Genomic DNA, 13193 nt, shown 5'->3' with positions numbered 1-13193 from the left:
TGTCTTCATTCTCCTTTTTTGATTCTGTAGTTTTTATAAAGTTTGATTCCCAACATCAGCAATACAGCCAAGCCAACGAGTCCGGCGATTCCCTGAAGCATGCTGACGGTGCTTTTCAGCACGATGAGGAATACTATAGCAAAAAGCAAAATTGTGGCAACTTCGTTCCAAAGCCTCAGTTTAGTGGAATTCCACCGTGCCTTGCCCGCCTGCAGTTCTTTAAAAATCACGTGAGAATATCCATGGTAGACGTAAAGCAAGAAGACAAAACCCAACTTGGCATGCATAAATCCCAACTGCATGTAGCCCCAACGATAACTCAGGACCCAAATCCCAAAAATCAACGTTAACACTGCCGATGGCCAGGTGATGATGTACCAAAGTCGACTCGCCATCAGGTCAAGTTGAGGCTTCAGTATCTTGCGTTCGGCCTCGGGTCTTTCCAGAGCTTCGGTTTGGTAAATAAACAGACGGACGATATAAAAAAGTCCGGCAAACCAAGTGACTACGAAGATGATATGAAGTGCTTTGACGTACTCGAAACCCATTGTCAGAATTTTGGGCTAAATTAAGGCCTAAACACCACAAACCCGCTAAAGATTTTGAAAAGGAACAAAGTCATTCTCTATGCACTCGGACTCTTAGTCGGCATCGTGATTTATCAGATTTTCAATGCCAGTCTTTCTCAGCCCGGACTTGAGCAATGGGAAGGGAAATACGAGGAGATTGGATTTTACCGAAACGAGAATAATACCGGTCCCGTAGTTCGGGTGTTTGCAATTCGTGCACTAGATGAAAATCCCGGATGGATGAAGGGGTTTGCGGACGCTCAGCCTCATTCCAAATATGGGAAGACGCATGTTTTTTTCTTTTCCAAGGACCTTTCCGATAAACTCACCTTGAACCCGAAGGAACCCTTTTTTGACCCGAAATACCGAGAGTTTTTACTTGCCGAATACGAAAAAACTCCAATGGGAGAGAGCCGATTTACCTTTTCCAATCCATGAGAAAAAGACTGTCTCTTCAGGACTATGCAGCAGGGATTCGATCCGGCAACCGAGTTATACTCAGTCAGGCGATCACCTTGGCAGAAAGTACCCTCGATTCCGATCGGGAACTTGCATCTCTGCTGGTTCAGGAAGTGTTGCCGATGACAGGAAACTCGCTTCGCATCGGAATTACCGGAGTGCCGGGTGTGGGGAAAAGTACCTTTATTGAAGCGTTTGGCAAAATGCTTTTGGATCAGGGGAAAAAAGTAGCCGTGCTGGCCGTGGATCCAACAAGCCAACTCAGCAAGGGAAGCATACTTGGGGACAAAACCCGCATGGAACTCCTAGCAACAGACAAGCGGGCGTTTATCCGTCCCAGTCCTTCGGGACATACCTTGGGAGGTGTCAGTGCCAGGACTCGGGAAGCGATGTTGCTTTGTGAGGCGGCTGGGTTTGATGTGATATTGGTGGAGACAGTAGGCGTGGGGCAAAGTGAAACTGCCGTGAAGAATATGGTGGATTTTTTTCTTTTGCTGATGCTGGCAGGAGCGGGAGATGAGCTTCAGGGGATCAAAAAAGGAATCATGGAAATGGCCGATGCCTTGGTGATTCACAAGGTGGACGGAGATAATCTGGATCCGGCTAAAAAAGCCAAGTCCAACTACCAAAATGCGTTTCATCTTTTTCCCCATCCCGAAAAGAACTGGTCCCCCAAGGTCCTTTTGGCTTCTTCGCTGACCGGGATGGGCTTGGAAAAAGTCTGGGACTTGATCGTTGAGTATGAGCAAAAAATGAAAGATTCGACATTTTGGGAAGCCAATCGAGCTGGCCAGCGGATCAACTGGATGGAGGACCAGATTCAGGATTTGCTCGGGCAGGCTTTTCTCCGAAATGAAAAAGTGAAGAAAATGCTTGAATCCGAAAAAGCGAAAGTCAAGTCGGGGGAACTTCATCCCGGAGTTTTGGCGCAGCGATTGGTTGACTTGTTTTTAGCTCAAGGTGAAAAAAGATGAGGTTGATTTTTGGAATACTGGTGATGGTTTTGATTTCCTGTGGGAAAAAGGAGCCAGTACAAATAGTCGGATTATCGGAAAATTCAGAATTGACTTTTCGAACCGATTCCTTAATTCAAGAATCCTGTGTAGGTGAAAACTGCGCTAAGTTGAGATTGGTTTGGCCAGTTGCGGAAGGCGATCGGCGCTCCGGTCAGATCAACAAAGTGGTCGAGGAGCAGCTGATTTTCTTGATGCAATATGGAGAGGATGTAAGTGTGAGTTTAGACTCAATGGTTCGGGACTATTTCACCTCATTTCAATCCTTAAAAGCAGAGTTTCCCGATAGCTATGGCGGTTGGGAAATCGATGCTGAGGGTGTGGTGAGCTATCAGTCTGACAATACAATTTCAATTTACTTTACCCAATTCAACTATCTGGGCGGAGCGCATCCCAACAGTCTGGTGACTTTTTTGAACTTTGATTCGAGGACAGGAGAATTCTTGAGTACGGATCGGTTGATTCTGGACGAAGTCAAGCTGGTCAACCTGGCCGAGCAAAAATTCAGAGCTTACCATGAGGTGGAAGAAGGAAAAAGTGTGGTGGATGATGGCCGTTTTTTCCTTCCGGAAACCGGGTTTTTTCTGGCGAATGCGATGGGATTTCGGGATGGAAAATTTTGGATAGTCTATGTGCCTTATGAAATCGCGCCCTATGTCATGGGCTACACCGAGTTGGAATTTTCCCGGGAAGAGTTGGGCGATGTGGTGAGGTGGTGAGTCTATTTTTTAGGCTTTTTCATCGGATTTCTACTCGTATGAAAACCGAATAGACGAGAATTTTTTCATCAAATACTTCAAAAATAACAAGGTATGGAAATTTTGACAGGAGTGCTTCCCTAAAGGGAGAGCGCTTGACTCCATAGTTTAAAGGGTTAGTACTGATGGAGTAGAATCGCTCGTGAAGTTTTTCTAAAAAATATACTCCTAAGCCGATTTGCTTGGATTCGTAAAAATAGAAAGCTTCTTCGATTTCAAATTTCGCCTCCTCCAAAATCTCCAGGTCAAAAGGCATTCTGGTTATTTATTTAAAAGCTCGGCCTTAATTTCTTTCCAAGAATAATGTTTTGATTCTCCTTTTATAGCTCGTTCTCGTCTTTCTAAAAGTACATTATAATGATTGTCAGGAATTTTTGAATCCAAAAAAGTCTGATCTAATACAGATTTCACTTCCAGAAGAATTTGTTCTTCACTTACTTTCAGAAGTTTTTCGATCAATTCAAGTTTTAAGGAATTTTCCAAGTTTGATTAGATTTTATTCAAGTTAAACGAATTCAAATCAAATTCGGATAGGAGAAATTCACGTTTCAAAAAAATAACAAAATCCATTGAGAGATTAGGTTTCAGGCTAGGGTCCGAAATCAATACGATCTCATCTTAAACTTTTTCTTCAGTTCGTTGACAGCATTGCGGAAGCTGGCGTCCGTTTCGATCATGTCGTTCACCGTTTGCACCGCATGAATCACGGTGCTGTGGTCACGACCACCAAAATGGTATCCGATCGATTTGAGCGAATGCTGGGTGAATTCTTTAGAAAAATACATGGCGACCTGACGGGCAATCACAATCTCCTTTTTACGGGTTTTGGCTTTTAACTCATCCGGATGAATACTGTAATACTCCGAAACTGACTTTTGAATAAAATCTATGCCTACCTCTGTTTCGATGTCTTTGATAAAATTCTTGATAACCGTTTTAGCCAATTCCAGGCTGATTTCGACTCGGTTCAAAGAAGCATGGGCTATGAGGGAAATCAGAATTCCTTCGAGTTCCCGGACATTGGTATCCACCGTGTAGGCAAGGTATTCTACCACGTCATCGGGAATAAAAATTCCCTCCGACTCCATTTTTCTGCGGATGATGGCCACACGGGTTTCAAAATCAGGCATCTGCAAATCAGCTGTCAATCCCCACTTAAACCGTGAAAGTAGGCGCTCTTCCAGTCCTTTCAGGTCACGTGGCGGACAGTCAGAAGTCATGATGATTTGCTTTTTACTCTGATGCAAGTGGTTGAAGATGTGGAAAAACATCTCCTGGGTTCGGTCTTTGCCTGCCAAAAACTGGATATCGTCTATAATGAGTACATCCACCTGCATGTAGAAGTTGGTGAAGCTTTTCACATTCCCATCCTTGATGGAATCCATGAATTGGTTCACAAACTTTTCAGAGGATACGTAGAGTACAAACTTGTCCTCAGGTCCGTTTTTGATTTCATTGCCAATGGCCTGCACGAGGTGAGTTTTCCCTAATCCAACTCCACCGTATACCATCAACGGATTGAAAGAAGTGATCCCTGGCTTGGTAGCCACCGCAAAGCCCGCCGAACGGGCCAATCGGTTACAGTCTCCCTCGATGTAAGTGCTGAAAGTATAATTTGGATTCAGATTGCTTTGGGTTAGCATATCCGCATCCAAAGACTGCATTTCAAAAGGAGTTTTGACCTCTGCCTGATTCGGGCTTGTCTTTTTTGCTGCATTGTTGCCTTGGGGATAGGATACCACATAGGGCTGATTGGAGGAGTTTCCTTTATCCACCACTACTGCATATTCCAATCTCCCGTTTGGGCCGAGGGTATTTTTGATTGCCAGCTTGAGGACTTGAACATAGTTATCCTCCAGCCATTCATAAAAAAATTGACTGGGAACCTGAATGGTAAGACTGGAGCCTTCGAGTTTAACTGGATTAATAGGTCTAAACCAGGTGGAAAAACTCTGCTCGTTCACGTGTTGTTCGATCACACGAAGGCATTCATTCCATACTGCACTGGCTTCTAAACTCATTAGTAAAGGTTGGCTAATTCCCGTGGACTAGATTGGGCAAGGGCGTCAAATTTGTGGAAAATTAACTTAAATAAAAAATCAAAATTGGCTTGAAAAAGTCAATAATAAACCAATCAAATTCTCAGGCAGAATAATATTCGGTTTGACTTGATAAATGAAGAACTAGCTAAGGGGCTTTGGTCGACCTGTGATTTTTTTGACTGTCAGTATAGCAAAGGAGAGGTGGAAAGTGATGTTTGTTGACTTTCAATCAGTTGGAAAAAAGCAGTTGGAAATTCGGCTTTCATATTTCTTCCTCCTGTCAATCCGGATTGGATTGGTTAATTTTGATCCTACTTGTTGTTTACTTTAGTTTCAACCCAAATATGACCAGAAATCTGTTTCAGGAATTTGAGCCTTCTTCCAAATCAGAATGGATGGCTCAAGCCACCCGAGATATCAAAGGCAAGGATGTTCAAGCTGTTCTAAGTTCTAAACTTTGGGATAGCCTCCATCAGGCTCCTTTTTATGCGTTCGAAGATCTTCCTTCGGAGATTTCCCAAAGTAGATTTCATTCTTTTCCGGATCTTCCGGGACTCCCCCCTCGTATCTGGAATAATTTGGTAAGTGTCATTCCGGGGGATTCAAATCCTGAAATTTTAAAGTTCCTAGAGAATGGGGCTGAAGGCTTGGTTCTTCCGCTCTACGGGGCCGAAAATCTGGAAGAGGTGCTGCATGGCGTTCTGCCTCACTACATTCCGATGTTGATCAAACCCTTGGGTAATCCTGTTCAGGCCCTTGCCCGATTTTTTGAATGGGCTGATGCCACAGGTGCGAATCCAGATCAGTTATCTGGGGGGATGCTTTGGACCCCCTCGGATTTGTATTTTGATCGAAATGAATCCTTTGGGTTGGCGCTCGAAATATTAAATGAGCTGGTCGAAATGACCGAACCCTATCCCAATTTCAAGGCTTTTGCAATCCAGACTTCCCGCTACACGGAATCTGGGGGCAATCCGCTTGATGCCTTGGTTTTTGGACTGGGAGAACTGATGGAAATACTGGATAAATCCGGAAGACAGCCTGAAGAGTTATTTCAAAAAGTACTTTTAGAGGCTTCGGTAGGGGAGGTTCATTTTGGAGAAATTGCCCGGCTGAAAGCTTTTCGGAAGGCGATTGTAAGTCTTGCGGGACTGTACCAAGTTCCGATGAAAGAAGAAGAAGTAGTGCTTTCTGTTCAGACTTCACAGTGGTCCAAATCGATCTTGGATGTGAATACCAATTTGATTCGTCAGACCTACGAAGCAATGGCCGGAGTGCTCGGTGGAGCAAATTTGCTTTGGGTAAAACCACTTCAGGAAGAAAGTGCCATGGATTTGGATCGGAGAATTGCTCGGAATGTCTCCACGATCCTCCGGGAAGAAAGCTATCTGGATAAAGTCCAGGACCCGGCGGCTGGGTCTTTTTACCTGGAAAGTATCACTGCTGAGATTCTGGATTTTATTCCTGCCCAACTTTCTGTTTTGGAAAAAAAGGGAGGTTTTGAAAATGCTCTCAACCAAGGTCATGTCCATGCTTCTGTCCGGGCAAACCGGGAGAAAATACAAAATCAAGTGTTCGAGAATCAGCTTGTTAAAATTGGCGCAAATCAATATCCCGCCCCTCCAAAGCTTCAGAAAAATCTGGATTTAGAGCTATTCGAGGAAAAAATGCACGAGCTTAAGCCTACCCGTGCCACTTATTTAATAGAACTTCAAACATTGACCCAATCATGAGACCTGACCTAACCAACTGGAAAATCGGAGGCCAGGCTTCTGAACCCAAATCTTCTTCAGCTTGGGAGGCTCCTGAGCAGATTACTGTTCCTGATACGTTTGATACTGGAAAAATCAATTCGCTTAGGCAACTTCATTTTGCTGCCGGGATTCCTCCATTCTTGAGAGGCCCATATAGTACGATGTATGTACAGCGGCCTTGGACCATCCGTCAGTATGCCGGTTTTTCTACAGCTGAGGAGTCCAATGCTTTTTATCGTAGAAATCTCGCCGCAGGGCAGAAAGGACTTTCGGTTGCTTTCGACCTTGCTACCCATCGTGGCTATGATTCGGACCATCCCCGTGTGCAGGGTGATGTAGGAAAAGCCGGTGTAGCCATTGATACGGTGGAGGACATGAAGATTCTTTTCGACCAGATTCCCTTAGACGAAATGTCTGTCTCCATGACCATGAATGGAGCGGTAATTCCGGTTTTGGCTTTTTATATCGTGGCAGCTGAAGAACAGGGAGTACCTCCTCAAAAACTCAGCGGGACCATTCAAAACGACATTCTCAAGGAGTTTATGGTGCGGAATACCTATATCTATCCGCCCCAGCCCAGCATGCGGATCATCGGGGATATTTTTGAATTCACCTCGAAGCACATGCCTAAATTCAATTCCATTTCAATCTCTGGCTACCACATGCAGGAGGCAGGTGCTACGGCCGACTTGGAGTTGGCCTACACGCTTGCGGATGGATTGGAATACCTGAGAACCGGGATCAAAGCCGGACTGGACATCGATGATTTTGCACCAAGGTTGTCCTTTTTCTGGGCGATCGGGATGAATTATTTCATGGAAATCGCCAAGATGAGAGCCGGCCGATTGCTTTGGTCCAAAATCGTAAAGCAATTCAATCCCAAAGACCCCAAATCCCTCGCTTTGCGCACGCATTGTCAGACTTCAGGTTGGTCCCTGACTGAGCAGGATCCCTACAATAACGTGACGCGGACAGCTGTCGAAGCACTGGGTGCAGTGATGGGACATACCCAATCCTTACACACCAATTCTCTGGATGAAGCGATCGCCCTGCCGACAGATTTTTCGGCACGGATTGCAAGAAATACCCAATTGGTTCTTCAAGAGGAAACCGGAGTAACCAAAGTGGTGGATCCTTGGGGCGGCTCCTATTACGTAGAGTACCTGACAGATCAGCTGGCGCAACGAGCTTGGAAGCTGATCCAGGAAGTGGAGGAAATGGGAGGAATGGCCAAAGCTATCGAAGCGGGACTCCCCAAACTGCGAATCGAAGAAGCCGCCGCCAAAAAGCAAGCCCGAATCGACAGCGGAAAGGACATCATCGTGGGAGTAAATCGCTATCAGGTAGAAGAATCCACGGAAATCGAACTGCTAGAGGTGGACAATCAGTCAGTTAGAGAGTCCCAAATCAAGCGCTTGCAGGAAGTCAAAGCCAAAAGAAACCAAGCAGAAGTGGAAGCCACTTTGGAGAGAATCACCCAAGCTGCTCAATCCGGAGTGGGTAATTTACTGGCTTTGGCAGTAGAAGCCGCACGAAAAAGAGCTACTTTAGGTGAAATCTCCGATGCGATGGAGAAGGCCTTTGGCAGGCACAAGGCCCAAACCAAATCCATCTCGGGAATATATGCCTCAGAAGTGAAAAATCAAGAACCCTTCAAAAAAGCCCAAGCGCTTTCTGATCAATTTGCCGAATTGGAAGGCCGTCGTCCCCGTATTTTGGTAGCCAAAATGGGTCAGGATGGGCACGACCGTGGAGCAAAAGTGATCGCCACAGGCTTTGCCGATTTGGGCTTTGATGTGGACATCGGGCCACTTTTTCAGACGCCTCAGGAAGTGGCCGAGCAAGCCGTGGAAAACGATGTTCATATTGTGGGAGCCTCCTCTTTGGCCGCAGGTCATAAGACGCTTATTCCTCAATTGATCCAAGCACTCAAAGAACTCGGCCGTCCTGACATCATGGTCGTGGCAGGAGGAGTGATTCCAGCTAAGGATTATGAGTTTTTGGAAAATGCAGGGGTGGCTGCTGTATTTGGGCCGGGGACGGTACTTTCAGAGGCGGCGACAAAGATTCTGGAGAAGTTGATTTCAGAATAAAAAAATCTCATTTCGCCCCTTTGATCATTAAGCTATGAGCAAAGGGGCTTTTTTAAATCTCCATCTCCAGCAGCGCATAACTCAGACTTTTGCCATGGGCATCCATGGCCAAGGAGGTGGTTACTCCGCTTGCCAATGCATTTTCACAAGTGAAAAGTAAGGCGTGCATCTCGGGGATTTCATGTCGGGTGACACTTCCCTTAAGCTGATGGGAGAGGTGTTGGTTGACTTTTTCAGCAGTGACTTTTTCTGCCAAAAGCGGAAAATCCTTTTCATCTAAAGGAAAAAGGGAAAGCACCAGGGTATTTCCTTTGTCTCCGGCGCGGCTGTGGGCGATATCGGCAAGTTTTTGGCTCATGATTCGAAGACTTGAATAGCTGGGAGAATTTGATTTCGGTTCATCAGAATAGAGACGACACCGAGGACTTCGTGGAGGTACTTTCTGGCCCCACCACCTCCGGCAGGACCATTGGTATACAGGGCTTCCACTTCTTCTCCCACCAGTTGGGCAAGGGCTTTATCTCTAGATTTTCCGGCAATTCGGAGTCGGATTTCATACGAAGCAGAATCCTGAGAAAGGCTTTCTCCATGAAGCGAACTTAATCCAATATAATCTACCCGAAACTCGTCAAAGCGATCTCCAATCCGTTTTTGGATAATTTCTCCAGCCAGTTTGGCTCGCTCAAGGGCATGGGCTCCTGCATAGGAAATTTCCCCTTCTCCGATCCAGCCGGCCTGATAGCCCACACTGACTTTGAGGGTTTCAGGTTGTGACTTGCCGCTTCCTCCCGTGACTCTAAGTTCATTTGGTCCGATTTCTTCAAACCGGACACTTCGAAAATCAGCCACCACATCGGGTGTGAAGTAGTTTCCCGGATCAAGGACTTCATAGAGTAATTGCTCCTTGGCGGTCTGAGTGTTGATCAATCCTCCTGTACCCTCTACTTTGGAGATAATGCCGCTTCCATCCCGGTAAACATCCAAGATGGGATGCCCAAGGATATCCATGTCCGGAACAGGCTTGGTGACCGGATCGGCAAAATATCCTCCGGTGATCTGTCCGGCACACTCCATGAGATGTCCAAGGACGGTTCCTTTGCCCATCAGGTCTGCATTTTCTTTAGACCAGCCCAATTCATGAATCATCGGAGCCAAAAAAAGCGAGGGATCTGCCAATCTTCCGGTCAGGATGATTTGCGCATCAGTGGCCAAAGCCGGAAGAATCGCATCTACCCCGAGGTAAGCATTGGCAGAAATCAGCTTGCCGTATGAATTCAAGGATTTTGCTCCTTCCAGACTGAGTTCTTCTCCGCTGAGTTGATCAAAGACATCGTCCCCGAGTACAACAGCTACTTTAACTTTTAGCCTGAGTTTCTGAGCAATCTCCAGGATTTTTTTAGCTCCTGCCACAGGATTGGCGGCGCCCATGTTGGTGATCAGGCGAGTATGATGCTGAAGCAAAAGTGGAAGCAAACCCTCTATTCTTCGCTCCAAGAGCACATCATATCCAGAATTGGGATCTTGTTGCTTTCGTTTTTGTGCCAAAGCAATGGTCCGCTCGGCGAGGCATTCCAAGACCAAGTAGTCCAGATCTCCCTTTTCCGTCAGGATCAAAGCAGGCTCCAATCGGTCTCCCGAAAAGCCAGCTCCGCAACCGATTCTTATTTTTTCCATCATCCTAAATCGAAATCACTCCGAGTAAAATAGATACCAAAAGCATCACCAAAGTGACCAAAAACGCCAAGGGAATGGTCTTTTTCTGATGATCGCCTAATTCCACACCTGCCAAGCCGACAAGCAAGAAGGTCGAGCCTGTCAAAGGACTGACCGGAAATCCGGTTGTCATTTGCCCCAAGATCGCTGCCTGCCCGACTTCCAGACCACTTGCTCCAAAGGAGGTCGCCGTAGTAGAAAGTAAAGGTAAAATGCCGAAATAGAAGGAATCGGGATCAAAGAGCATACTTGCCGGCATGGCTACCAATCCTGTCAAAAGCGGAAGTTGCCTTCCTAGCTCCTCGGGAAGGATGGTCTGTACAGTGCCTGCCATGGCATCCATCATGCCACTTCCCTTCAATATGCCGGTAAAGCAGCCTGCGGCAAAGAGGATGCTTGCCATCAGCATGGCTTCTTTGGCATGGGCATCAATTCGTTTTTTCTGTTCATCCACTTTCGGGAAGTTGATCAGTAAAGCCACAGCAAATGCCACCATAAACACCACATAGGGTGGTGCCCAGGAAAGAATGATGCTGGTGATTGCGGCCAAGATCAAAAGGACATTGATCCAAAATAGCTTGGGGCGGTGCAGTGGATTCATTTCTGCGGATTCCTCCGAGTAGAGAGTTTTAGATTGGAGTTGGTTTTTTTCTTTTTTCCCCAAGAAAAAAGCAATCACAAAAACAGTCGCCAAACCCGAGAGCAGTGGGATTACCATAGGGTTGAACAGGTCGGTGACGGACACGTTGAGTGCTGTTGCTGCCCGTATCGTCGGACCTCCCCAAGGTACCATGTTCATCGTGCCCGCCGAAATAGCAACGATGCAGGCCAAAGTAATCCGCTTCATCCCCAACTGATCATAGATCGGAGCCAAAGCAGGGATGACTACCAAAAAGGTGACCGCACCTGAACCGTCCAAATGTATTAACATAGCCACTACCGCTGTCGCTAAAGCGATTTTGACCGGATCATTTCCAGCCATTTTAAGCAGGCGGTCGATGATGGGCTGAAAGGTGCCTGCATCCAAGAGGATCCCAAAAAAGAGAATTGCAAAGACAAACATCACTCCGGTCGGGGCGATGGCTTGCAATCCTTCCCCGATCATGGAGGGGAGTTCGGTCGTTTTGCCCGCTAACATTCCTGTTAAAATCGGAACGAGAGTCAGGGCAATCACCGGTGAGGCTTTTTTGGTGATGACCAAAAAGAGCAAAAGCAAAATGGTGAGCAGTCCGAGAAATGCCAGCATGACTATCGATTCAGACTTTCCATAAATTTCATCTGCGCCCAAAAGGGCATTGCCCGTGTTTTGACCTCAGTTCCCAGCTCCATCACCAAAGGGTTTTCCGGATTGAAAACAGGCCATTCCGGCAAATCAGGACCATTTGGATTGCCTGTTTTTACAAAATTGACCCAATAGTCCGACATCGTTTTTTCCAGGTCATAATCCACTTCCTCGAAGGGCCTATTCCAGTTTCTGAGCGTGTGGAGTGCGTAGCTGAACTCTGCCGAATGAAAGGCTCCGTAATTGGGTTCGCCCGGAGGTACTCGAGTGAAGTAATAGAGGTAAGCATCTTTCTGACCCTTTTCGGTCTGCATTCTTGCCCAGGTGTAATTCTGAAATCCGAATCCGAGAACTCCGATGGTTTTCAGGGTTTCTTCGAGTTCTACTTCATTTCCCGCAGGAAAAAGCTCCAGATATTCCCCTGCTCGGCCTCCATATTGTTTCTTGGCGTTGACTTTGAATTCAGTTGGAGTAGTTGGTGGATTTCCGGAAACCCGATCGTCGGCATTCCAACCTGTCAGCAGCGGAACATCAGAAAAAGTCCCTTCTTCGAAAGCCTGCCTCACGCTTGGCAAAACCTTGCCATCCACTACAGGGCCGAATCTTGCGGGAAACTTAAGCAGGCTGTCTGCGGGGATTTTGCGAAGATCTGCCAACGAGATTCCAAGCGTATCGGTCAATTGTTTGCCTCTTTCTTCTGCTCCCTGAAGTCCGGAGACCAAGCCCGAACCGCGATTAAACATACCCCCGCTTTGGGCGATGGCCTTGTGGAAAAGTCCTTTTGCTTTTGGAGAGACCACCAAAGCGTTGACGCTTAAAGCTCCGGCCGACTGGCCGGCAATGGTTACCTGATTCGGGTCTCCGCCAAAGGCTGCGATGTTCTTTTTCACCCACTCCAGTCCGGCAATCTGATCCAGGAGTCCATAGTTACCGGAAGTCTGATCCGGGTTTTCAGCGCTGAGTTCGGGATGGGCAAGAAATCCGAGCATGCCTACACGGTAGTTGAGCGCGACGACCACGATGCCTTTTTTCGCCAGCTCTTCTCCGTCATAAAGCGGAACGGTATTTCCTCCCGAGCTGAAGCCCCCTCCGTAAATCCAAACCATCACCGGACGCTTCTCATCTGTTCTTTCAGCCGCTGTCCAGATGTTGAGGTAAAGGCAATCTTCCGATATAGGTTCTTTGGGAATTAAAAACTCCTCCGACCAGGCAAAAAACGGCACAGGTGGATTTTGTATGGGAGCAGCGGGGTTTTCGGTGCAGGCTTTGATCCCTTCCCAAGGAATGACCGCCTGAGGAGCTTTCCATCGCAATTCCCCCAAGGGAGGGGCGGCAAATGGAATTCCTTTAAAGATTTTGACCTGTCCGCTGGAGTCGGGTTTTCCGGAGATCAATCCACCCTCGACAGCCACGGATTGAACCGAGATTTCGGCTGTATTTTCCGATTTTCCGCAGGCGAAAAAAAGAAAGCCCATCGCAGCGATGAGCAGTATCGGGCTTTTGAGCATAG

General features: G+C 46.9%; 13 protein-coding genes. 5 read left to right on the top strand and 8 right to left on the bottom strand.

Annotated features, from left to right (window positions below; genetic code table 11):
• Positions 1–5: 5 nt before the first annotated feature.
• Positions 6–548, bottom strand: a complete 543-nt coding sequence (locus CLV31_RS20455; protein WP_111394948.1) for a CopD family protein — start codon at positions 546–548, stop codon at positions 6–8.
• Positions 549–602: 54 nt separating this feature from the next.
• Here CLV31_RS20455 and CLV31_RS20450 point away from each other — a divergent pair, with 54 nt between their 5' ends.
• The 3 genes from CLV31_RS20450 to CLV31_RS20440 are packed head-to-tail and all read left to right on the top strand — an operon-like array spanning position 603 to position 2760.
• Positions 603–1007, top strand: a complete 405-nt coding sequence (locus tag CLV31_RS20450; RefSeq protein WP_111394947.1) for a hypothetical protein — start codon at positions 603–605, stop codon at positions 1005–1007.
• Positions 1004–2002 carry a methylmalonyl Co-A mutase-associated GTPase MeaB gene (gene meaB, locus CLV31_RS20445; protein WP_111394946.1) on the top strand — a complete coding sequence of 333 codons (999 nt, stop codon included), beginning with the start codon at positions 1004–1006 and terminating at the stop codon, positions 2000–2002. The genes CLV31_RS20450 and meaB overlap by 4 nt, the downstream gene beginning before the upstream one ends.
• The gene (locus tag CLV31_RS20440; protein WP_111394945.1) at positions 1999–2760 is read left to right on the top strand and encodes a DUF3298 and DUF4163 domain-containing protein; all 762 of its coding nucleotides are present in this window, start codon (positions 1999–2001) and stop codon (positions 2758–2760) included. The genes meaB and CLV31_RS20440 overlap by 4 nt, the downstream gene beginning before the upstream one ends.
• A gap of 19 nt (positions 2761–2779) precedes the next feature.
• On the opposite strand, the gene CLV31_RS20435 is transcribed toward CLV31_RS20440, so the two are convergent.
• The 3 genes from CLV31_RS20435 to dnaA all read right to left on the bottom strand — a co-directional run bounded on the left by CLV31_RS20435 (position 2780) and on the right by dnaA (position 4820).
• On the bottom strand, positions 2780–3055 hold the full coding sequence (locus CLV31_RS20435; RefSeq protein WP_220084362.1) for a type II toxin-antitoxin system RelE/ParE family toxin: 276 nt from the start codon (positions 3053–3055) through the stop codon (positions 2780–2782).
• A gap of 5 nt (positions 3056–3060) precedes the next feature.
• A complete protein-coding gene (locus tag CLV31_RS20430; protein WP_111394944.1) occupies positions 3061–3282 on the bottom strand; it encodes a hypothetical protein in 222 nt (73 codons plus the stop codon).
• A 119-nt stretch (positions 3283–3401) separates the two neighbouring features.
• Complete coding sequence (dnaA, locus tag CLV31_RS20425) at positions 3402–4820, bottom strand: chromosomal replication initiator protein DnaA (RefSeq protein WP_111394943.1); 1419 nt, start codon at positions 4818–4820, stop codon at positions 3402–3404.
• Between the two features lie 365 nt (positions 4821–5185).
• Between dnaA and CLV31_RS20420 the strand changes: the two genes are divergently transcribed.
• Both CLV31_RS20420 and scpA read left to right on the top strand, forming a co-directional pair.
• Entirely contained in the window at positions 5186–6574 is a 1389-nt protein-coding gene (locus CLV31_RS20420) for a methylmalonyl-CoA mutase family protein (protein ID WP_146250947.1), read from the top strand.
• Complete coding sequence (gene scpA / locus CLV31_RS20415) at positions 6571–8688, top strand: methylmalonyl-CoA mutase (RefSeq protein ID WP_111394941.1); 2118 nt, start codon at positions 6571–6573, stop codon at positions 8686–8688. Before CLV31_RS20420 ends, scpA begins: the two co-directional genes overlap by 4 nt.
• Before the next feature lie 52 nt (positions 8689–8740).
• Here the strand turns inward: scpA and CLV31_RS20410 are convergent, their stop codons facing one another.
• From CLV31_RS20410 to CLV31_RS20395, 4 genes are read right to left on the bottom strand one after another with little or no spacing between them, the layout of a single operon-like run.
• A complete protein-coding gene (locus CLV31_RS20410; RefSeq protein WP_111394940.1) occupies positions 8741–9046 on the bottom strand; it encodes an AtuA-related protein in 306 nt (101 codons plus the stop codon).
• Positions 9043–10365: an acyclic terpene utilization AtuA family protein gene (locus CLV31_RS20405; protein WP_111394939.1), complete on the bottom strand. Its 1323-nt coding sequence runs from the start codon at positions 10363–10365 to the stop codon at positions 9043–9045. Before CLV31_RS20405 ends, CLV31_RS20410 begins: the two co-directional genes overlap by 4 nt.
• 1 nt (position 10366) lies before the next feature.
• A complete protein-coding gene (locus CLV31_RS20400) occupies positions 10367–11647 on the bottom strand; it encodes a CitMHS family transporter (RefSeq protein WP_111394938.1) in 1281 nt (426 codons plus the stop codon).
• 2 nt (positions 11648–11649) lie between these two features.
• The gene (locus CLV31_RS20395; protein WP_245943456.1) at positions 11650–13191 is read right to left on the bottom strand and encodes a carboxylesterase/lipase family protein; all 1542 of its coding nucleotides are present in this window, start codon (positions 13189–13191) and stop codon (positions 11650–11652) included.
• Positions 13192–13193: the final 2 nt, after the last annotated feature.

The sequence above is a fragment of the Algoriphagus aquaeductus genome (genome assembly GCF_003253485.1).
Classification (GTDB): domain Bacteria; phylum Bacteroidota; class Bacteroidia; order Cytophagales; family Cyclobacteriaceae; genus Algoriphagus; species Algoriphagus aquaeductus.
This window is presented reverse-complemented; position numbering and strand designations above follow the sequence as displayed.